The organism is Corynebacterium tuberculostearicum SK141 (genome assembly GCF_000175635.1).
Lineage (GTDB): Bacteria > Actinomycetota > Actinomycetes > Mycobacteriales > Mycobacteriaceae > Corynebacterium > Corynebacterium tuberculostearicum_C.
Window position 1 is genome coordinate 96,547 of sequence record NZ_ACVP01000037.1, and the last position, 20,725, is coordinate 117,271.

Below are 20,725 nucleotides of genomic sequence, written 5' to 3' on the forward strand. Positions count from 1 at the left end.
TTGTACGCTACCGGCGGCGTTTAGGGCCGTTCGGGTCCGGATTCGGGGCCTGGCTGCTCCGGTTTCTGGGCGCGAAACGTTTCGGTGCCGGGCACGGTATAGGTGGTCTTCTCGCGCTGCTGCGGCTGCGCCGGCCACTGGGAATCCTCCGGCCATAGGTCTGCGGCCGAGCGGGTGTGTGGCGCATGGTTTTGGGCCTCGTGGCGCGGGTGTTGCTGCGGCGGTTTCGGCCCGAGCTTCGGTGGTAGCTCTGGGCGATTGACGCGCGGGGCAAACGGGGACATCGGCACGCGCGGGATGCGCGGGGCCTTGCGGGCCAAGTGCGTGGCCTTGTGGAAGGAGAAGCGGCCGATGCGCTTAAAGGTGGAGTAAGGGCGGAAATACTGCGGGCGGCGCAGGCGGCGAGCCACGCGCTCGCCCAGTACCACGCCGGCGGCCAAGGCGCCGGAGATGGCCAGCGCCATCGCGATATTGGTAAAGCCGGTAATCATCTGCTTATTGAGCGAGGCGTACATGCCACGGTAGAGCATGAGGCCGGGCAGCATCGGCGTATAGCCCACGATCATGGTGATAAGCGGCGGGATTCCCCAGCGGCGCGACATCAAACCGCCGGCCAGGCCGACGACCACGGCAGACAGGCCCGAGGCAATCACCGGGCCGATGCCGAAGGAAACCACCACGAAGTAATAGAAAATCATGCCGGCCGCGGCCGTAAGGCCGGACATGGTGATCTCAATCCAGGCCGCGCCGCAGGCCAGCGCAAAGGCAGCAGAACCCGTGCCGCCAAGCAGCACTAGCAGCGGAATTTCGTGGTAGACCGGCGGGGCCAGCGTGGCCAGCGGCGGCAGGTTAAAGCCCAGGGAATCGGCCATCTGGATGCCCACACCGACGCCGGCGATGATGGCGCCGGTAGATAGCAGCGCCTCAAAGAAGCGGGCGGAGGAAGTCACGGGGGCGCGCGTGATGCCGTCGACAAGCGATTGCACCAACGTCAGCCCCGCCACCAGCACGATGATGCCGGAGGCAATGATCTGCGTGGGCGAGAAATTAATGCCGAAGGAGGCCGCGATGTTGTACAAAATGGCGGCCGGGAAGACGGCGAAAAATCCGCCGACCACATTCTGATAAAAGGGCGGCAGGCGGTAACTAGCCAACCAGGCGTTTAAGCCCATGATGAACGCGGAGACTACAAACGCCACCACGCCGACGAGCAGGTCGCCGCCGAGCATCATGGAAATCAGGCCACCCATCGCGCCCCAGCCGAGCATCACCGTGGACGGCTTATAGGGCGCGGGCATGCGGTCGATCTCATCGAGGCGCTGCTCCGCCATGGCCGGCGGCATCTGGCCGGAGTGGATGGAGCGAATGAGCTTATCGACGGCCGCGAGCTTGGAAAAATCCACGCCAATGCTCGGCACCACGCGGAAGACGTGCAGGTTCTTGCGCTGCTCGCCGGTGCCAATGGTGGTGTGGATGGTGATGGTATTCATCAAGATGTCCACGTGGCAGTAGTGCAAGCCATACGACGACGCTGCCAGGTGCACTTGGGCGCGCGCATCCGAGTTGGCGGTGCCGGCTCCGATGAGGATTTCACCAATGCGAGCGGCGATCTCCATAACGCCGCTGACCTGGGCGGCGTCGGTGAGATCGACCGGGGCGAGTGGTGATGGCGGCGGTGCGGCTTTAGCCGCGTCGATGATGGCTACCTGGCCCGAGGAAGCGCGCAGGCGCTCCCGCATAGCGGACAAAAATGACACGGAAATAACCCTCGAAAAAGCGCTGGGAATGTGGGATAGATTCTGCCTGAACTTTAGCCCCTGCACCCTGTCAATGCATAGATGGGGGACCGGCTTTCCCCTCGGCGGCGGTGCTCGGGTACTATGCAACGAGCGGGATTTCTCCCGCGGTGCTGGAGTGGCGCAATTGGTAGCGCAACGCACTTGTAATGCGTAGGTTGCGAGTTCAAGTCTCGTCTCCAGCTCAAAAGATTACCCCCTAGCTGCATAAACAGTTAGGGGGGTTAACGTTTACAAGTAGTAAAAGTGGCTATTTATTGGCTACTTTGCGCAGGCGCAAACATTTCCAACACCGCCGTATGGTCACCGGCATCAGCCGCCCGCTTCACGTAATAGCGACCCGTAATCGCCGGGGAAGCGTGCCCCAACTGCCTAGCGGCCTCCTCTACGCCGTCCACATTCTCAATGGCCGTAGCAACCGAGGAGCGGAAAGACTTAAACTTCACGTGAGAAAATACCTCACCCCGCGCTTCCCGAAATTGTCTACGAACATTCACAATGTCTAGGAACCCGCCCCGGTTATTCGGAAAGACAAGTACATTGTCGGCATTCACTAAACGCTCAATGAGCATGTCTCTGAACCAATCGGGGAGGGTAACCGTACGAAAGCCGCTATTGGTCTTTGTGTAGCCTTGGCGGACTAGCTTCCCGTCCTGCCTGACAATCGCACCGGAGAGCGTCGCCTTAGCCTTTGGCTTAGCGTCTAGCTGGAAATCAGACCACTGGAGCGCCAGCACCTCAGACGGGCGGAACCCCGTGGCGATAAGCGCGCCCACAATTCCCACTAAATCAGTGTGCTTGTAGGGTGTCTGCCAAGACTGAACATTTTCCCAAATCTGTTGAATCTCAGCGAGAGACAAAGCGACCGGTTCAGATTCTTCACTGTCATTGGCCCGGAGCTTTACTCCGTGCGTTGGGTTGATAGGCCACACATTCACGCCGTGGACGACGGTTAGGTCATAGGCGCGGGACAGTAGAATCTTTGCGAGCTTAGCGTTAGCGGGGGTGCGCTCTGACAGCTTCACTAGCCAGTTAGCGATTATCGACTTGTCACACTCGCAGAGGCGAAGATTACCAATCGCCCTTTCACCCCGCGTCCCCTCGAAAAGGGATAGTTGACGTTCATAGGTGTTAACCGATTGGATGCGTAGTTTCTTATTGCCGATAGTGCCAGCGCGCATAGCTTTTACGGTTAGTTCTAGGAGTTCTTGCAGGGTGGTGTTGCCGTCGATAATGGCCCCTGCATTCTCAAAGACGCGATCGTTGGCGTTGGCTTTCAGGGTGGCTTCAGCGTCGCTTTTTGTGCGCCCGGTGCCAGTGACGCGGATACGCTTATCGGCAAAAGTGCGGACGTAGGCTAGTGCTCTCCAGCGGCGGTAGCCTACTTCCTCATACCTAATCGTCCCTATTTGTCCTACGGGTAGTTTCTTTCTTGGCATGTTCTGTAGTTCGCTTTCCGGGGTGATTCTCAGAGCTCACTTGTAGGACACCTAATTCACGAGCGCGGCGAACCATATATGCCGCCCGGTCGCGGCTCACACCAAATTGTTCGGATACTGTGCGAGTTGGGGGAACTCCAGTGTTGAGTGCTGCTTGGTAAACGTCCCTTACCCACTCAAGTACAAGGGAAGTATTTCCACGAGGCCATTCTTTTATTACATGATCTGGCACCGTCGGTATCGGCTTAATACCCCGACCAAACGTTGCACCGTAGTACTCCCCCAGCTTTGTTGTTGCTTCATTGGCGAGGCGGGATAGGGGCAACTGGCGAAGCGTGGAACTGCCTATATAAGAGTCTTCGGGGTCGAAAGCTACGATGCCCTCAACTTCATATCTTCCGAAGTCAGTAAAGACAAGTTCTAATGAGAGTCGCTGTGTTCCGTTGTCGATGATGCAGTACGCATGTGCTGGTGCTCCCTTTGAAGCATCCTCGATGAAAGGCCCTTTGCCGAATTTTCCTTTACTGTTGGGCCTTTCTTGCCACTCTCCTACGGAGGTCACATGCCATTTGCTCATAAATCGAGTGTCCACTATTGAGTTCTTAGGGTCAAGACAAATTCCCTCAAAGCTTGACAGGGTTAGAGTCTATAATTAGTCTCAAAATTGTGCAAGCAAAGATATGCACACTCCCTCAAAGTCTGACACTGACTATAAGAAAGGATTGTCCAATGCTAAATCTGAAACGAGATGCCATGACGGCAAAGCAGGTATCTGAGCAAATCGGATTATCGGTTGCCACGCTTGCAACGTGGAGAAGTCGGGGCAAAGGGCCGGAATTTATTCGTATCGCTGGCCGCATCTACTACCTCAACACTGCAGTTCAAGAATGGCTGGATAAAGAAATCGCAGCCGCCTAAAACCCGATCAAAACACGAAAGAACCCCCAAGTAGTTGCAGCTACAAGGGGGGTTAAAGGAGACAATCAGATGCCTCAAGCACATCTCAATGATAGCGACTTCTACGTTCAAGTGGAAGCGAACGCGCCCTTTGGTCTATTCAACATCGAAGTGACACGTGATCCCCAAGACGGGGAACCCGTAATTCGCCTCCAGCCAACCTTTGGTGACTGGTGGGGAGCCGTGGACTTTTCTACTCAGGAGATTCATCAGTTCATTGAAAAGCTGAGTGACGCAGAAAAGATTGCGCAAGAACTAACGCCAATCAACCTTTACCCCGTTGGAATTCCAGCGGACAAGAGGAGCGACCATGCCTAACAACGGGATTACAACGTCACCAGACAAAAACTTTCGGAGCAGTCTTACACCGGAGATGATTGCGGATCTCAAAGCAGCCCAAGAAAAATACCGCCCCAGCGCACAGGCGATGGAGGAGGCAAATCAGCGCCGCCGTCAATACAAGCGACGCAAAGCAGCTGCTGCACGTTGTGAACCATTACCCGGCTACGCATCTAACCATCGTCTAGCCAGAGTAGGGGGCCTACGATGAGCGCCCTAGAAACCACGTTAAGTCGTGAAGTACTGGCATCGGTGATAGCAGCACCCGCCGAGCAAGCTAACGCCGCTATGGCCCGTCTACAGGCCGCAGACTTCCCGAACTGGATACACCAGCGCATCTTTCACGCCCTGGACACCGTAGAGTTCGCCAACCACCAAGAACCCGGAAGTGTAATCATCCAACTGCATTCCCTACTTCTTGAGGCTGGGGAGCTTAAAGACGCGGATAACGGATTACGTGCGGAGCTAAACGCGCTACTCGAAACACGCGGGCACCCGGAGCAGCTACCGCGATTCGTGTCCCAAGTGGTGGATGAAGCCTACCGGCGTGAAGTCAAAGACTACGGCGAACGTCTAGTCACTAACGCCGATAACAGCGCACTAGAGGAGCTGGACGCGATTCTAAAGGGCATAGACCAAGTACGCGCCGCCCGGATGCGCATACGCCCTGTAACAGCCGTAAACGCCGCCTAAACCCAAGGAGACTGATAACACTATGGCCGAAGAACCAGAGTTCTACCCGCCGATTTCCAACGCTATGCTTGTGGCGAAAAAGCTGGTGGGTGACGTATTCAGTACGGAGGGGAATCGTAACACCGCGTACTGGCGCGGACAGTGGTGGCTGTTCAACGGCACCCACTGGGAACAGGAAGAAAACGAGCTAGAAGTCAAACGCCCCATCTGGACACGCCTAGGTGAAGTCATGCTATCCAAGCCCAAAGGCGCGGAGCCCTGGTCGCCAACGACAGCCAGTGTCTCGAATCTCATGGAACCGTTAAAGATTGCCCTTATGCTCAAAGACAAAAAGGATGCGCCATTCTGGATTGAGCAGGGCCACATCATGAACCCTCATGACCTTATTGTTCTGCAAAATGGTGTGCTCAACTTCCGCACAGGTAAATTCATGCAGGGCAACCATATGGAGCTGTTTAATACCTGGTCGCTTCCTTTTTCCTACGATGCCACCGCCACATGCCCAACCTTTGAAAAGTTTCTAGACGATACTTTCGCCCACGATCCTGCAGGACGCGCAGCAATCCAAGAGTTCGCAGGATACGCCATAAGTGGACGTACAGACCTGCAAAAGGCGCTGGTGCTAGTAGGGCCACCGGGTGGTGGTAAAGGAACTTTAAGCCGCACAATCCAACAACTTGTAGGAGTCGAAAACGTAGTCTCCCCATCCTTAACGAAACTAGGTAGTGAGTTTGGACTATCGGACTTAATCGGCAAACCCCTAGCCGTCATTGAAGACGCACGTAGCGACTACAGCCACACCAGCGGAACCACCGTGGAACGCCTGTTATCCATTATCGGAGAAGATGCGGTATCCATTAACCGAAAGAATCAGTCCTACTGGAATGGCACCCTGCCTACGCGCATCATGCTGGTATCAAATGAGGTGCCAAGGTTCCCGGACGCATCCGGCGCGATGATTCGACGATTCGTTGCCGTTAAGCTGAGCAAGTCCGTGCCAGAAGAGGAGAGGGACGAAAAACTAGGAGCGAAGCTCAAAGCGGAGCTACCCGGCATCTTTAACTGGGCATTGGATGGACTGAAACGACTGGAACAGCAACACCACTTCACGGAGCCGGAAACGATGGCTGATATTCAATCCATGATGAGCGACCTCAACAGCCCCGTGGCGAACTTCCTGGACGAAGAACCCACCTACAGGGTTACAGGCAACCCAAGTGATTATGTAGAGCTAAAGGCGGTTCATGCGGCGTACAAGAGCTGGTGTGAAGAGGTAGGGCGCTCGAACATGAATCAGCAAAACCTTGCCCAACAATTGGATTCAGTCTCGCCCGATATTGAGGTTAAGAACACTAAGCCGGATGCGTACACCAAAAAGGGCCGGTATGTGTTTGGTATCAAAAGTATTCCCCTTGTCCTAGCTAAAGAATCTCACCAGCAAAGTGCCTAGGAACATGTTCCATGTGTTCCAACAGGTCACGCCTAATTTTTAGCGTGTTCCAACCGTGTTCCGGAACAAACCAATAATCAACGCCGGAACACAGGAACACACAATCTATGTTCTGGAACAAACCACATAACGCCCTGACCAGCAAGAACACCAAGAACATGTTCCAACCAACTTCAGAGCGACAAATTTCGTCTGGACGTAATTACAGAGCTTGCAAACGGGGGGCGACCGCGTTCCCAGAGTCCTTTTAATGGGGTGGTCAACTAATCGACCGACTAAAAAAGAGTTGAGCATATCGTGAGCGATATTGATTATCAGGCCGTCCGGGAACTGTACGACCAGGGCCGGGGACGGAACGCAATTGCCAAGGAATTAGGCACCACCACTCACCAAGTGGATCGTGCTTGCCGCGAGTTGGGCATCACGTGGGAGGGGAAGATCCCCACCACGGCTGTGCGAGTACGGTCGCGCCGCGCTGCTAATGAGCGCAATGAGGTCGCCGCTAAGTTCCGCGCATTGGCACAACGTGAGCTGGATAAGGCACTGAGTGCTGAGGGAGAGGACGCGGACATTCGCCGCCACGTCACCGCCGCTGCTATCGCAATTCAACGCGACCTAGAGATTGCCGCGCATGTCGCTGAGCACAAGGAGCACAACGACCGCACCCCACAACAACGAGAACAGGACAAGGCCCTGGACAAGGCCCTGGACGCGCTCGACCCGCTGAACACCTACCTATAGGAGACCCAAACCAATGACCACATTCAACTTCAACAACTTAACGCCTCAGCTCACGTTTCTAAGCGCTGAGATGGACAAGGCAATCACGTGGTTCGCCAAGAACCCTGACTACTCAGACGAGGGCAAGCGCAACCAGCTGAAGCGAGTAGCTGACCAGCACGGCTACACCGCCGCCATCAGCAAGCTACGAAAAGCCGCAGCTGCCCTCCCAGAAGCCGTAGCCAAGGAACAGGCCGGGGAGTACGCCAAGGTCTACCCACGGGCCAAAGACTCCACTGAGACACTGGCTGCAGAAATGGCAACACAGCGTTACCTGCAGCGTGAAGACCTTACTAAGACGGACGGAGACAACAACAACCTTGCAGCCCTTCAAGCGGTGTTTAAGGAGATGGGCCCGTCTCCAGCCCGAACCATGCTGTTCGAGGAGATGCAGGCCCGTGGGATTACCAATGCGGAATTAATGCGAGGGTGTGAAGCTGAGGAAAACCCGGCGCTGAGGAACGCACAGCACACCGCTAACGCCGCTGAAACCACCGCCCGCCTTGTCAATGAGCAGCTGGACGATCTGGAAACCTCCCTGCAGAACCCGCGCATGAGCACTGCAGGCGACACCATGAAGCTAGACCAGATTAAGAACTATCTCGTGAACTACTTCAGCGACGATATGGAGACGGACAGCCATATCACCTTTGAAAAGCTACGCCCGGCACCTGCTTTCAATACCCCTGCCCCAACGGAATAGGAGACAAGAGACTATGCGCACCATCGAGCAGTTAGAGGCCATTCTTAAGGCCCTCCGTGAGCAGTTGGCTGAGCTGCAGAACGATAGGAATAGTGGGGCTGAGGTGCCCGACTGGAAAGAGGCACTAGCCCGCCGTGAGCTAGATAAGTACACCGCCGAGCTGGAAGCACGCCGTAAGGAAAAGGCAGCGGTAGATAAGTCTAAGGCTGAGGCCGCTAAGCGCCACACCGCCCAACAGGACGCTGTTATGGAAGCGGTGGAGGAAGCGTACACCGTACTGGAGGAGGCCACCGCTAAGGCCGCTGAGGCTCACGAGGAGGCCATTAAGGGCCTGCCTGCCTACCGTGAGGCCCGCGCCGTTGAGGTGGAGGCATATCGCAACCTACGCGGCCTCGTAGAGCAGCTAGACGAACCGGAACGCGATGAGGACGGCCACATCGTGACAGACCGCGCCCCGTTCTACATGCACAATGGCAACGTGATGCAAAAGGGTTCCATCACGCCCGGTCGATATGGTCGTGACCTAGACCGGATCTAACTCCCGTAACCCTAAAAGACCCGCCGTTTCGTTTGTACTCTTTTCCGAAATGGCGGGCTTTTTCATGCCAAAAGTAACAGTGACTTAAACGTCTTGACCTGCACTAACTAACCGCCACGGCATTTTTAATAGAACATTGGGGTGACAGCCCCAACACTGACTAACGCGCCCTGCATTAACACCCGAAACCGCGCTTTCATCGACCCGGACAACGTTCCCCAACGGTCGATTAACGCCGCTATCCGTATGTGCGAGCACTGCCCAATGCGCAAAGAATGCGCACGTGTTGCGCTAGAAGCAGGCAGCATGTTGACGGGGGAGAAACTTCCAGCGGACGGGGTAATCATGGCCGGGGTAGTCACACACGGCAAAAGCACCGTTCACGAGCTGGAGATGATAGCCGGGATAGCAGCCCCGGTCTATGAGGGCCGTGCCAGAAAGCAGGGGAATGTTACCGGGAAGCCGTGCCTGAATTGTGGGCGCACCTTACATGGCTGGACACGTACCCCGGAGGAGATTCCGCCCGGCATGGTCATGCACTACAGCCGCCAATTCTGTGTGGACTGCAGGACGGCATTAAAGGCGTATCTGGATTCCTTGCCTGAAGAGGAGCGCCGGGTTAGGCGCGGCCTAATGAAAGTGGTTGACCGTAAGCGCCACCACCACGGGCGGGAAGCCCATCTGAAGCGTCACCGTTACATCAACCGCAAGCGCAAAGAAATTGCCGTTGAATTGGGCGTACCCGTTGACTACATAGTTCCCCTGAAAGACGCTGCAAAGTGTCTAGGGTTCACTAAGGGCAAGACGAAAAGCAGGGCGACTAAATCCGGGGCGCTCTGGAGGATGGACAGATCTCCCTACTGTAGGCAGGCGAACCTCCACGTCAATCTTGGGGCATTCGGTTATGAGTCTCCGCTAGTCCAAAAGCGTGAGGCGAAATCACGTGCTAAGGCCGCTGAGGAGCTTTGCGTACCCGTGGCTGAGGTAGTGAACTTGGAATACCTTTCGGAGATGCATGGCTTTACCGTTTCGGAGATGCTGACAAGGCTGCATGGCCGGGGCGTGGAAGTGGTCAATAAATGGGGCCGTCATTGGCTAGTTGAAGCGGAGGTTCCCCCGCTCTGATTTAAGCCCGGAGAGGTGGCTATCTATTGGCTATTTTGAAAAATTGTTCCCGTTTCCAAACTGTTCCATGCAGTACGGTAACTGCAGGTAGATGGGATAAAGTGCCACAAAATGCAGGTTGCTACATTCCCTGAATTATTAGCACAAACTTGCCACTTGTATAGCGTAGGTTGCGAGTTCAAGTCTCGTCTCCAGCTCAAAAGGAGGCTGGGCCCCGGCGTGGGCCTAGCCTTCGGTGGTTTTCGAGGGGGCGTCGATAAGCCGAAAAAGCCGGTCGACCATGCGCTGGCGATTGGCGGGGGACAGCTTGCGCTGGTTGAGGTGATCGTGCACCCACAGGCCGGTACTAAGAAGCATGATCAGCAGATTATCCTCGTCCGTCTCGGCGGCGGAAGGATCGACCATCCAGCGCGCATCCACCTCGGCCCACTGGGCGGAAAAATCCGGGTGGGTCTGGGAATGTACACACATCAACAGCTTGATGAGCGGATCATTTTTGCCCATCGACAATACGAGCGCGCGGGAACGCTCGGCCCAGCTGAGCTCGCTTGCCGGGTGGCCGCCGGCCAGCTTCTCGAGTTCTGCTTCCCAGCGTGCGGCGCAAAATCCATGGCAGTTTACGAGCAGATCATGGCGGGTAGGGAAGTGATAAATGAGTCCGGACTTGGACATGCCGGTCGCCTGCGCCAGGGATTCGTAGGTCAAGCCAGAGACGTCCTCGGCGGCGATGATGTCGAGCGCAGCTTCAAGGGCTGCGGTCTTTTTGTTGAGTCGCGGCATAGGGATCTCCTGATTTCGGGTTATCGCGGAAACACCAGGCGGTTATCGCGGCTAGGAGCAAGGCGAAGCAAGCTAGGCCGCCGATGGTGGAAAGATATCCGGCATTGTAGGCGCTCGCGGCGGCCGCGTGGGAAGCGGGGTGATGCAGCGCGTCGGTACCCAGTTCCGCGAGGTGGGGCGGCAGTTCGCGGGCCATGAGTAGCGGCACGAGGGTGCCGGTCAGTGCAATGGAGATCAGGGTGCCGAATTCATAGGAGACCGCCTCTACGCCGGAGGCCATGCCGGTGCGATGAAGTGGAGCGGCATTGATGATGGCGGTGGAGGACACGGACATGGCCAGGCCCGCGCCTAGGCCGGTGAGCACGAGGGCGGAGACGAGTAGGGGAAGCGTCTCACCCCGGCTCACCACCACTAGGGCCATGCCGGCGGCCATGAGCAAGAATCCGCCGCTAATGAGTGGGAGGAACCCCACGCGATGCAAGGTGGCACCACCCAAGATGGAGGTAGGGATGGCAGAGAGCGCCATGGCGGAGATGATGAGGCCGGCGTGGAGGGGCGAGAGGGCGTCGACAAGCTGCAGCTTTTGGGTACTCACCAGCTCCAGGCCGGAGAGGCCGAACATGGCGCCGCCGGCCGTTAGGGACCCGCCGCTGAAGATGCGGGAGCTAAAGATGTCGAAGGTCAGCAGGGGATCTGACAAGCGAGCCTGGCGGCGGCCAAAGGCGAGCGCGCCGCAGATGAAGACGATGCCTGCGGCGGCGCTCACCGGCCAGTTGTGTGCCAGGGATTTAATGGCCAGCACTAGGCTGGCGAGAGTGATAAGGGAATACAGGGACGAGGGGAAGTCCCAGTGTTTTAGGGGGTTCGGAGCGTTTGGCGGGGCAAGGAACAAGGTCAGCACAATGGTCACGACCACAACCGGGACATTGAGCAAAAAGACCGAGCCCCACCAGAAGTGCTCCAAAAAGAAGCCGCCCACGGTGGGGCCAGCCGCCGCGCCGATGACGGCGACAGAACCCCAGATGCCAATGGCCGTGTTGCGCTCCACCTCATCGGGAAAAGTCAGGCGGATAAGCGCCAGGCTAGACGGCATCATGATGGCGGCGCCGCAGCCCAAGAAGGCGCGGCCTAAGACCAGCGTCCAAGCGCTGGGGGAATACGCGGCGAGCAGGGAAGCGCCGCCGAAGACGGCCAAGCCGATGAGAAACATCCGCCGGTGGCCGGTGCGATCGCCCAGCGTGCCGGCGCCAAGAAGGAGGCCGGAGAGCACCAACGCGTAGGCGTTGATAATCCAGAGTTGCTGGGTATCGGTGGTGTGCAATTGCTGCGATAGCTGCGGCAATGCGGTGTAGAGGATGGAATTATCCAGCCCAACCATGAGTAACCCCAGAGAGATGACGGCGCAGAAAGACCACCGCTGGGCGGCCGTGGAGGCCGCAGCGGCGTGGTCTTGTGCGCGGGGCGGGTGGATACTCATAGCGCAGTAAACAGTACCAAACAGTACCGAACGGTCGTTGCAGTTTGCAGCTCAAGATAGGTTAGTATTACCTTCCTCACAGCTGGGCGCAGTGTGTGAGTGTATAAGAGAACAGTGGACTTTACTGCGGTCTAAGTAGCACAGTGGTATTAACACCAATTAAGAGTTAAGGATGATTTTTAATGGCACGTAACTATGCAGAACAGCTAGTTGACACCCTGGAAAAGCAGGGTGTCGAGCGCATTTATGGCCTCGTCGGTGACTCCCTGAACCCGATCGTGGATGCCGTTCGTCGCTCCTCCATCGAGTGGATTCACGTCCGCAACGAGGAAGCAGCAGCCTTCGCTGCCGAGGCAGATTCCCTTACCACCGGCAAGCTGGCCGTATGTGCCGCATCCTGCGGCCCGGGCAATACCCACCTGATCCAAGGCCTGTACGACGCCCACCGTAACGGCGCTAAGGTGCTGGCACTGGCTTCCCACATCCCATCTCGCCAGATCGGCTCCAAGTTCTTCCAGGAGACCCACCCAGAGGCAATCTTCCAGGAGTGCTCTGGCTACTGCGAGATGGTCAACTCCGCTGAGCAGGGCGGCGTTGTCCTGCACCACGCTATCCAGTCCACCATGGCCGGCAATGGCGTTTCCGTCCTCGTTATCCCGGGTGACGTTTCCATGCAGGACGCTGAGGATGACTCCTTCGTCGAGTCCAAGATCTCTGCCGGCCGCCCGGTCGTCTTCCCGGATCCGGCCGAGGCTGCTGCCCTGACCCAGGCCATCAACGAGGCTAATTCCGTCACCCTGTTCGTTGGCGCCGGCGTCAAGGACGCCCGCGAGCAGGTGCTCAAGCTGGCGGAGAAGATCAAGGCTCCCATCGGCCACGCTCTGGGTGGCAAGATGTACATCCAGTACGAGAACCCGTTCGACGTAGGCATGAACGGCCTGCTGGGCTACGGTGCGGCACACGAGGCCACCCACGAGGCTGACCTGCTCATCCTGCTGGGTACCGACTTCCCGTACAACGACTTCCTGCCGGATGCCAACGTGGCACAGGTGGACATCAACGGCTCCCACATCGGCCGCCGCACCAAGATTTCCTACCCGGTCACCGGTGACGTAGCCGCCACCATCGAGAACATCCTGCCGCACGTGGATGAGAAGAAGGATCGCTCCTTCTTGGACAAGATGCTCAAGAAGCACTACGGCAAGCTGGAGCACGTCGTTGAGGCTTATACCTCCAACGTGGACAAGCACACCCCGATCCACCCAGAGTACGTTGCTGACCTCATTGACAAGAACGCGGATGAAGATGCCATCTTCACCGTCGATACCGGCATGTGCAACGTGTGGGGCGCTCGCTACATCACCGCTAACGGCAAGCGCGAGCAGATCGGCTCCTTCCGCCACGGCACCATGGCCAACGCCCTGCCACAGGCACTGGGTGCACAGGCCGCTAACCCGGGCCGCCAGGTCATCACCTTCTCCGGTGACGGCGGACTGTCCATGCTGATGGGTGAGCTGCTCACCGTGAAGCTGCACAACCTGCCTATCAAGATGTTCGTGTTCAACAACTCTTCCCTGGGCATGGTCAAGCTGGAGATGCTGGTGCAGGGTCTGCCGGAGCACGAGACCGACCACGATTCCGTCAACTTTGCCAAGATTGCAGAGGCTTCCGGCATCAAGCACTTCCGCATCGAGGATCCGAAGGATGCACCGGAGCAGATCAAGAAGGCGCTGGCTTATAACGGCCCGGCTCTTATCGACGTCGTCACTGACCCCAACGCCCTCTCCCTGCCACCGACGCTGACCATCGAGCAGCTCATGGGCTTCTCCAAGGCTGCCACCCGCACCGTTCTGGACGGTGGCGTTGGCCAGATGATCACCATGGCAAAGTCCAACCTGCGCAATATCCCGCGCCCGCAGGACTTCTAAATAGCGCGCTGCGCTAGCTGCCACGCCCTTCCTCACCTGGGGAGGGGCGTGGTTTTCTTTTGCGCCGAGCAGGCCGAGCATCCACGTTCACAGGATTCAGGCAGAAACTCTTCAGTAGGCTGGAAAGCAAGCGTGCCATGATGACGTGTTAGAAAATCACAACCTTTAAGGGAGTCTGAGGAGAACATGGAAGACACTAAACTCGCCAAGGTTCTTGTCGTCGATGACGAACCCAATATTGTGGAGCTGCTTACCGTATCGCTGAAGTTCCAGGACTTCGAGGTTTACAGCGCCAATTCCGGTAACGAGGCGCTGCGCATTGCCCGCGAAGTAAACCCAGATGCCTACATCTTGGACGTCATGATGCCGGGTATGGATGGCTTCGAGCTGCTGGGCAAGCTGCGTCAAGAAGGCCTGGACGGCCCGGTGCTCTACCTCACCGCTAAGGACGGTGTGGACCAGCGCATCCACGGACTGACCATCGGCGCGGATGATTACGTGACCAAGCCATTTAGCCTGGAAGAAGTTATCACCCGCCTGCGCGTCATCATGCGCCGCGGTGGCGCGGCGGAAGAATCCACCAACGATGCCACCATGAGCTACGCGGATCTAACGCTCAATGATGACACCCATGAGGTCACCAAGGCCGGTGAGCTCATCGAGCTTTCGCCCACCGAGTTCAACCTCCTGCGCTACCTCATGCAAAACAAGGAAGTGGTGCTGTCTAAGTCCAAGATTTTGGACAACGTGTGGCACTACGATTTCGGCGGCGATGGCAACGTGGTCGAGTCCTATATCTCTTACCTTCGCCGCAAGATCGATACCGGCGAGACGCAGCTGATCCACACTGTGCGCGGCGTGGGTTATGTACTGCGCACCCCGCGCTCCTAAAGTGCTTAAGTGATGGAAGATTCACAGGAGACCAAAGGTCAGGCACCTGCGCCCGCGACGGCGACGGCGCGCCCGCAGTCCATGTGGCATGAAGGCCTGGGCCAAGGCGAGGGGGAGAAAAAGTCCTCCAAGCGGCGGATGTTTTCCCAGATTCCCCAGGCAATGCCGCTGCGTACGTGGCTGGTCATCCTCCTCGTCGTGGTCTCCGGGCTCGGCATTACGGGCTCGTCCTTTGCGGTGAATTCCATCATGCGCAACGTGCTCTTCAATAACGTCGATGATGAGCTGCGCTCCGCGTCGACCACATGGGGGCGCGATATCAGCAATGACTTTTTCATCGGCGATCACACCAAGCGCCCGCCTACCGAATACGTGGTGCTGAACTACCTGCCCGATGGCACCATCCGCTACTCGGGACCATCGTCGACTACCCCGAATGCGGAGAAGATCCCGCTCGGCGGCTACCCCACCACCGTGGGTTCCATCGAGAACAACACCAAGTGGCGCGCGCTCGCCTTCGCGGATTCCAACGGCGTCATCACGGTCATTGCCAAGGATATGACCCACGAGAAGGAAATCCTGCACGGCCTAGCCATGGTCCAAGTGACCATTGCCGCCATCGCCCTGGCTGCCATTGCGGCCGTGGGTTTCTGGTTTATCCGCAGGGCGTTGCGGCCGCTGCGGGTGGTGGAAAAGACGGCGTCAGAAATCGCGGCAGGTGACCTAGACAAGCGAGTTCCCAAGTGGCCGTTGCACACCGAGGTGGGCCAGTTGGCCGCCGCACTCAATATCATGCTGGGGCAGCTGCAGCGCTCCGTCGTGCGCGCGCAGGAGAAAGAGGAACAGATGCGTCGCTTCGTCGGCGATGCCTCGCATGAGCTGCGCACGCCGCTGACCAGCCTGCGCGGCTATACCGAGCTCTATCGCTCGGGCGCCACCAAAGACGTGGATCTGGTCTTTTCTAAGATCGATGATGAGTCCAAGCGCATGTCCCTGCTGGTGGAGGACCTGTTGGCTCTTACCCGCGCCGAGGGGACGCGCCTAGACCTGCACCCCGTAGACCTGCTGGAGCTGGCCTTGTCTGTGGGCTCTTCCGCGCGTGCCGCCTTCCCCGGCCGCGAGATTAAGGTGGCCAATGATGCCAAGTCCATCCCGGTGGTCAATGGCGATGCCAGCCGCCTGCATCAGGTGCTGCTCAACCTGGTGACCAACGGCATCCGCCACGGCGGCGAGGATGCCGCGGTGACGCTGCGCCTGCGCCGCGAGGCCAATGATGTACTGGTCGATGTCAGCGATGATGGCAAGGGCATGTCCCAGGAAGATGCGGCGCATATCTTCGAGCGCTTTTACCGCGCCGATACCTCGCGCACCCGCGATACCGGCGGCTCCGGCCTGGGCTTGGCCATCGTCCACTCCCTAGTGGAGCAGCACGATGGCAGCATTAGCGTCGACTCCGAGCTCGGCCGCGGCACCACCTTTACGGTGCGCCTGCCCGCGCTTGCCGACGCCCCCTCTGAGACCTAGTCCTCCCGAACGCCGTCCTCGTTGCAGCCGAGGTGCTGACGGATGCGGGCGGCCGCCTCATCCATCGCGGCATCGTCTGTGTTATCGGCGTCGAAGGCCTTGGCAAAGTCATACTCTTCCATTTTCTCGGTGGGGAAGAGGTGGATATGGGTATGCGGGACATCGAATCCGGCGATGATGTAGCCGGTGCGCGGGGTATCAAACGCGGTCTTGATAGCGCCGCCGATTTCCAGGGCGACCTCGTTGAGGTGGGCCCAGGTCTGTGGATCCAGGTCGGTCCACTTATCTACTTCCTCGATGGGCACGACCAGGGTGTGGCCGTAACGCAGCGGCTCGATGGAGAGGAAAGCCACGCAGGTCTCATCGCGGTAGACAAAGCGAGCGGGTAGTTCACCATTAATGATCTTTGTAAATACAGAAGCCATGTGTGCCAGGCTACCCGCTGGTTATGATGGTGGGCATGCGCATTCTCGTAATTGGTTCGGGCGGCCGTGAACACGCCCTTGTCAAGGGCCTGTCCGCCGACCCTAAGAGCACCGAAATCCACGCCGCGCCAGGCAGCGCGGCCATGTCCGCCCTCGCTACCGTCCACCCGGACTACTCCGAGGTAGATGACGCTAATCGCATGGTGGAGCTCGCCCAGAGCATCGCCGCGGACCTCGTTGTCATCGGACCTGAGGTTCCCCTCGTCGCCGGCGTGGCCGATGCCCTGCGCGCGGCCGGCATCGCTGTCTTCGGACCTAGCAAGGACGCAGCCCAGATCGAGGGATCCAAGGCTTTTGCCAAGGACGTCATGGAGTCCGCCGGCGTCAAAACCGCCCGCGCGGAACAGCTGCGCCCAGGTGCGGGCGAGGACGACATTGAGGCCGCGCTCGACCGCTTCGGCCCGCAGTTCGTGGTCAAAGACGACGGACTGGCCGGTGGCAAGGGGGTCGTGGTCACCCCGGACCGCGCCGCAGCCCGCGCCCACGTCGACGCCGTCCTCGCGGCCGGCAACCCGGTGCTGCTGGAATCCTTCCTCGACGGTCCCGAAGTCTCTCTCTTCTGCTTAGTCGATGGCGAGACCGTCGTCCCGCTGCTGCCAGCCCAGGATCACAAGCGTGCCTATGACAACGACGAGGGCCCCAATACCGGTGGCATGGGCGCCTACACCCCGCTGCCGTGGCTGCCGGAGGACGGCGTGCAGCGCATCGTGGACGAGGTCTGCACCCCTGTGGCCAAGGAGATGGCGCGCCGCGGCACCCCTTATTCCGGTCTGCTCTACGCCGGCCTGGCCTGGGGCGAAGAAGGCCCAGCCGTAGTCGAGTTCAACTGCCGCTTCGGCGACCCGGAGACCCAGGCAGTGCTCTCCCTGCTCAAGTCCCCGCTGGCTGAGGCCCTCCACGCCACGGCCACCGGCACCCTCTCCGAGCTCCCGCCGCTGGAATGGGAGGATGGCTTCGCCGTCATCATCGTCATGGCGGCCGAGGGCTACCCGGCTTCCCCGCGCAAGGGCGATGCCATTTCCGGCGCCGCCTTGGACGATCCGCAGCGCGTCCTCCATGCCGGCACCGTGCATACCGACGGCGCCTACCGCACCGCGGGCGGCCGCGTGCTCAGCGTGCTGGGCAAGGGCGCCACGCTTGCCGACGCCCGCGCAGACGCCTACGCCACCGTCGACGGCATCGAGTTTGCGGGTGGCTTTGTGCGCCGGGACATCGGCAAGCGAGCAGAAGACGGTGAGATTTCTCTCTAACCCTTCACCCCGCGGCGGGGCAGGCATGGAATAATAGCCACGTGGCTGAAAAGAAGAAGATTTCCAACGTCCTGTCCTCCCGCTATGCCTCCGCGGAGCTGTCCAATATCTGGAGCCCGGAGCATAAAATCATCTTGGAGCGCAAGCTCTGGATTGCGGTCATGCGCGCCCAGAAGGATCTGGGCGTAGACATCCCCGCCAAGGCCATCGATGCCTACGAGGCCGTGGTAGAGGACGTGAACCTCGAGTCCATCGCGGAGCGCGAGCGCGTCACCCGCCACGATGTGAAGGCCCGCATCGAAGAATTCAATGCGCTGGCCGGCTACGAGCACATTCACAAGGGCATGACCAGCCGCGATCTCACCGAGAACGTGGAGCAGCTGCAGATCCACACCTCGCTGGAGATCATCCGCGATAAGGCCATCGCAGTGGTCTCCCGCATCGGCCGCCACGCCGCCGAGTACCAGTCCCTGGTCATGGCGGGTCGCTCCCACAACGTCGCCGCGCAGGCCACCACCCTGGGCAAGCGCTTCGCTACGGCCGGCGATGAGATGCTGCTGGCCATCGAGCGCGTCGAAGATCTCTTGGCACGCTACCCGCTGCGCGGCATCAAGGGCCCGATGGGCACCTCCCAGGACATGCTCGATCTCATGGGCGGCTCCGAGGACAAGCTCGCCTCCCTGGAGACTGCCATCGCGGATTACCTGGGCTTCCACCGCATCTTCAATTCCGTGGGCCAGGTCTACCCGCGCTCCCTCGACTTCGACGCCATCTCCGCCCTGGTGGAGCTCGGCGCCGCTCCGTCCTCGCTGGCCACCACCATCCGCTTGATGGCCGGCAACGAGACCGTCACCGAGGGCTTCAAGGAGGGCCAGGTTGGCTCCTCCGCCATGCCGCACAAGATGAACGCCCGCTCCTGCGAACGCGTCGGCGGCTTGCAGGTCATTCTCCGCGGCTACCTCACCATGGCCGCGGACCTCGCTGGCCAGCAGTGGAACGAGGGCGATGTTTTCTGCTCCGTCGTCCGCCGCGTCGCGCTTCCCGACGCCTTCTTCGCCCTCGACGGCCAATTTGAAACCTTCCTCACCGTCCTCGACGAGTTCGGCGCCTTCCCGGCCATGATCGACCGCGAACTGGAGCGCTACCTGCCCTTCCTGGCCACCACCCGCATCCTCATGGCGGCCGTGCGCGCCGGTGTGGGCCGCGAGACCGCCCACGAGGTCATCAAGGAAAACGCCGTGGCCGTCGCACTCAATATGCGCGAAAATGGCGGCGAGCAGGACCTAGTCCAACGCCTCGCCGCCGATGACCGCCTGCCCATGGACGAGTCCGACCTCGAGGCCGCCCTGGCCGATAAGCATGCCTTCATCGGCGCCGCCGAGTCCCAGGTCAGCCAGGTCCTCAACCGCATCAACGCACTGGTAGGCGAGCACCCCAAGGCCGCGGCCTATACCCCGGGCGAGATCCTCTAAAGCGAGCCGCGCCGGGCGCCTTCCTGTCGCGGTGCGTCTTCCTTTTTCGCAGGGCGCCTTCCTTTTTTCGCATTTCGATCAAATAGTCGCCGAATCCCACGCGGATTTCGGGGCTTATTTGATCGAAACGTGCTCGCTACCCCTGGGCGCTAGAATGAAGGTCATGCGACCTGAGCTTTCTTCTTATACCCATCTTGCCTCCGGCAAGGTCCGCGATATCTACGATGTAGACGAGAACACTCTTCTGATGGTGGTCTCGGACCGCATCTCGGCCTACGACCACGCCCTCGAGCCGGCCATCCCGGACAAGGGCCGCGTGCTGACCGCGACCTCGAAGTTCTTCTTCGACTCCATCGATTTCCCCAACCACCTGGCCGGCCCGCTCGATGATGAGCGCATCCCCGCCGAGTGCCTTGGCCGCGCGATGGTGGTCAAGAAGCTGGATATGTTGCCCTTCGAATGCGTGGCCCGCGGCTTCCTCACCGGTTCCGGCCTGAAGGAGTACAAGGCCAACGGCACCGTGTGCGGTATCGAGCTGCCGGAGGGCCTGGTTGAGGCTTCCCGCTTGCCCGAGCCCATCTTCACTCCGGCTACCAAGGCGGAACAGGGCGAGCACGATGAGAACGTCTCCTTCGACGTCGTGGTGGACAAGCTGGGCGCCGATCGCGCCGAGGAGTTGCGCGCGGCCACCCTCCGCATCTACTCCGAGGCCGCCACGCTTGCGGAGGAGAAGGGCATTATCCTCGCCGATACCAAGTTCGAGTTCGGCCTAGACAAAGACGGCACCCTCGTGCTGGCCGATGAGGTCCTTACCCCAGATTCCTCCCGCTACTGGCCGGCCGATTCTTACGTGGAGGGCGAGGTCCAGCCGTCCTTCGACAAGCAATACGTGCGCAATTGGCTGACTTCTGACGCCTCCGGGTGGGACCAAGCCGCCGACGGCACTCCGCCCCAGCTTCCCGACGACGTCGTTTCCGCCACCCGCCTGCGCTACATCGAGGCCTACGAGCGGCTTTCCGGCGAGCGCTTCGCGGACTCCCTCTCGCCCGAGGCCTAGCTCTCGCTCTACGGGCTTCCAGCCCTGGGGCGCCACGCGTA

The 20,725-nt window shown here is 59.3% G+C and carries 20 protein-coding genes, 1 tRNA gene and 1 pseudogene; 16 read left to right on the forward strand and 6 right to left on the reverse strand.

The window, feature by feature from the left end:
- Window positions 1–20: 20 nt before the first annotated feature.
- On the reverse strand, window positions 21–1,757 hold the full coding sequence (gene thrE, locus CORTU0001_RS10945) for a threonine/serine exporter ThrE (protein ID WP_005329986.1): 1,737 nt from the start codon (window positions 1,755–1,757) through the stop codon (window positions 21–23).
- Window positions 1,758–1,908: 151 nt separating this feature from the next.
- Here thrE and CORTU0001_RS10950 point away from each other — a divergent pair.
- Window positions 1,909–1,981 (forward strand) — tRNA-Thr (locus CORTU0001_RS10950).
- A 69-nt stretch (window positions 1,982–2,050) separates the two neighbouring features.
- Here CORTU0001_RS10950 and CORTU0001_RS10955 read toward each other — a convergent pair.
- Window positions 2,051–3,235, reverse strand: a complete 1,185-nt coding sequence (locus CORTU0001_RS10955; protein ID WP_005329987.1) for a tyrosine-type recombinase/integrase — start codon at window positions 3,233–3,235, stop codon at window positions 2,051–2,053.
- Window positions 3,192–3,812 (reverse strand): hypothetical protein, encoded by a 621-nt coding sequence (locus CORTU0001_RS11765; RefSeq protein ID WP_157749127.1) that lies wholly within the window; start codon window positions 3,810–3,812, stop codon window positions 3,192–3,194. Before CORTU0001_RS11765 ends, CORTU0001_RS10955 begins: the two co-directional genes overlap by 44 nt.
- A 152-nt stretch (window positions 3,813–3,964) precedes the next feature.
- Between CORTU0001_RS11765 and CORTU0001_RS10960 the strand changes: the two genes are divergently transcribed.
- The 9 genes and pseudogenes from CORTU0001_RS10960 (at window position 3,965) to CORTU0001_RS11315 (ending at window position 9,820) form a co-directional block, all read left to right on the forward strand.
- Complete coding sequence (locus CORTU0001_RS10960) at window positions 3,965–4,153, forward strand: helix-turn-helix transcriptional regulator (RefSeq protein WP_005329988.1); 189 nt, start codon at window positions 3,965–3,967, stop codon at window positions 4,151–4,153.
- 69 nt (window positions 4,154–4,222) lie between these two features.
- A complete protein-coding gene (locus CORTU0001_RS10965; protein WP_034668809.1) occupies window positions 4,223–4,510 on the forward strand; it encodes a hypothetical protein in 288 nt (95 codons plus the stop codon).
- A 228-nt stretch (window positions 4,511–4,738) separates the two neighbouring features.
- On the forward strand, window positions 4,739–5,224 hold the full coding sequence (locus CORTU0001_RS10970; RefSeq protein ID WP_034668810.1) for a hypothetical protein: 486 nt from the start codon (window positions 4,739–4,741) through the stop codon (window positions 5,222–5,224).
- A gap of 22 nt (window positions 5,225–5,246) precedes the next feature.
- Window positions 5,247–6,674 (forward strand): DNA primase family protein, encoded by a 1,428-nt coding sequence (locus tag CORTU0001_RS10975; protein ID WP_005329991.1) that lies wholly within the window; start codon window positions 5,247–5,249, stop codon window positions 6,672–6,674.
- A 297-nt stretch (window positions 6,675–6,971) separates the two neighbouring features.
- Complete coding sequence (locus CORTU0001_RS10980; RefSeq protein ID WP_005329992.1) at window positions 6,972–7,415, forward strand: hypothetical protein; 444 nt, start codon at window positions 6,972–6,974, stop codon at window positions 7,413–7,415.
- A gap of 13 nt (window positions 7,416–7,428) precedes the next feature.
- A complete protein-coding gene (locus tag CORTU0001_RS10985; RefSeq protein WP_005329993.1) occupies window positions 7,429–8,157 on the forward strand; it encodes a hypothetical protein in 729 nt (242 codons plus the stop codon).
- 13 nt (window positions 8,158–8,170) lie between these two features.
- Entirely contained in the window at window positions 8,171–8,695 is a 525-nt protein-coding gene (locus CORTU0001_RS10990; RefSeq protein ID WP_005329994.1) for a hypothetical protein, read from the forward strand.
- Window positions 8,696–8,836: 141 nt separating this feature from the next.
- Window positions 8,837–8,986: pseudogene (locus tag CORTU0001_RS12095) on the forward strand (WhiB family transcriptional regulator); the annotation flags it as partial.
- 15 nt (window positions 8,987–9,001) lie between these two features.
- Window positions 9,002–9,820 carry a hypothetical protein gene (locus CORTU0001_RS11315; protein WP_050776611.1) on the forward strand — a complete coding sequence of 273 codons (819 nt, stop codon included), beginning with the start codon at window positions 9,002–9,004 and terminating at the stop codon, window positions 9,818–9,820.
- Between the two features lie 225 nt (window positions 9,821–10,045).
- Here the strand turns inward: CORTU0001_RS11315 and CORTU0001_RS11000 are convergent, their stop codons facing one another.
- Both CORTU0001_RS11000 and CORTU0001_RS11005 read right to left on the reverse strand, forming a co-directional pair.
- Window positions 10,046–10,600, reverse strand: a complete 555-nt coding sequence (locus CORTU0001_RS11000) for a TetR/AcrR family transcriptional regulator (RefSeq protein ID WP_005329996.1) — start codon at window positions 10,598–10,600, stop codon at window positions 10,046–10,048.
- Window positions 10,566–12,077, reverse strand: coding sequence for an MFS transporter (locus CORTU0001_RS11005; RefSeq protein WP_005329997.1), 1,512 nt, complete (start codon window positions 12,075–12,077; stop codon window positions 10,566–10,568). Before CORTU0001_RS11005 ends, CORTU0001_RS11000 begins: the two co-directional genes overlap by 35 nt.
- A 182-nt stretch (window positions 12,078–12,259) precedes the next feature.
- On the opposite strand from CORTU0001_RS11005, the gene CORTU0001_RS11010 reads away from it, so the two are divergent.
- From CORTU0001_RS11010 to CORTU0001_RS11020, 3 genes are all read left to right on the forward strand, one after another.
- Window positions 12,260–14,005 carry a pyruvate dehydrogenase gene (locus CORTU0001_RS11010; RefSeq protein ID WP_005329998.1) on the forward strand — a complete coding sequence of 582 codons (1,746 nt, stop codon included), beginning with the start codon at window positions 12,260–12,262 and terminating at the stop codon, window positions 14,003–14,005.
- A 186-nt stretch (window positions 14,006–14,191) separates the two neighbouring features.
- Window positions 14,192–14,896 (forward strand): response regulator transcription factor, encoded by a 705-nt coding sequence (locus CORTU0001_RS11015; RefSeq protein ID WP_005330000.1) that lies wholly within the window; start codon window positions 14,192–14,194, stop codon window positions 14,894–14,896.
- 12 nt (window positions 14,897–14,908) lie between these two features.
- Complete coding sequence (locus CORTU0001_RS11020) at window positions 14,909–16,420, forward strand: sensor histidine kinase (protein ID WP_005330002.1); 1,512 nt, start codon at window positions 14,909–14,911, stop codon at window positions 16,418–16,420.
- Here the strand turns inward: CORTU0001_RS11020 and CORTU0001_RS11025 are convergent.
- The gene (locus CORTU0001_RS11025) at window positions 16,417–16,845 is read right to left on the reverse strand and encodes an HIT family protein (RefSeq protein WP_005330004.1); all 429 of its coding nucleotides are present in this window, start codon (window positions 16,843–16,845) and stop codon (window positions 16,417–16,419) included. The genes CORTU0001_RS11020 and CORTU0001_RS11025 overlap by 4 nt on opposite strands.
- Before the next feature lie 35 nt (window positions 16,846–16,880).
- Between CORTU0001_RS11025 and purD the strand changes: the two genes are divergently transcribed.
- From purD to CORTU0001_RS11040, 3 genes are all read left to right on the forward strand, one after another.
- Window positions 16,881–18,155 carry a phosphoribosylamine--glycine ligase gene (gene purD / locus CORTU0001_RS11030; RefSeq protein ID WP_034668830.1) on the forward strand — a complete coding sequence of 425 codons (1,275 nt, stop codon included), beginning with the start codon at window positions 16,881–16,883 and terminating at the stop codon, window positions 18,153–18,155.
- A gap of 41 nt (window positions 18,156–18,196) precedes the next feature.
- Window positions 18,197–19,627 carry an adenylosuccinate lyase gene (gene purB / locus CORTU0001_RS11035; protein ID WP_005325782.1) on the forward strand — a complete coding sequence of 477 codons (1,431 nt, stop codon included), beginning with the start codon at window positions 18,197–18,199 and terminating at the stop codon, window positions 19,625–19,627.
- Window positions 19,628–19,790: 163 nt separating this feature from the next.
- Window positions 19,791–20,684 (forward strand): phosphoribosylaminoimidazolesuccinocarboxamide synthase, encoded by an 894-nt coding sequence (locus CORTU0001_RS11040; RefSeq protein WP_034668813.1) that lies wholly within the window; start codon window positions 19,791–19,793, stop codon window positions 20,682–20,684.
- Window positions 20,685–20,725 lie beyond the last annotated feature (41 nt).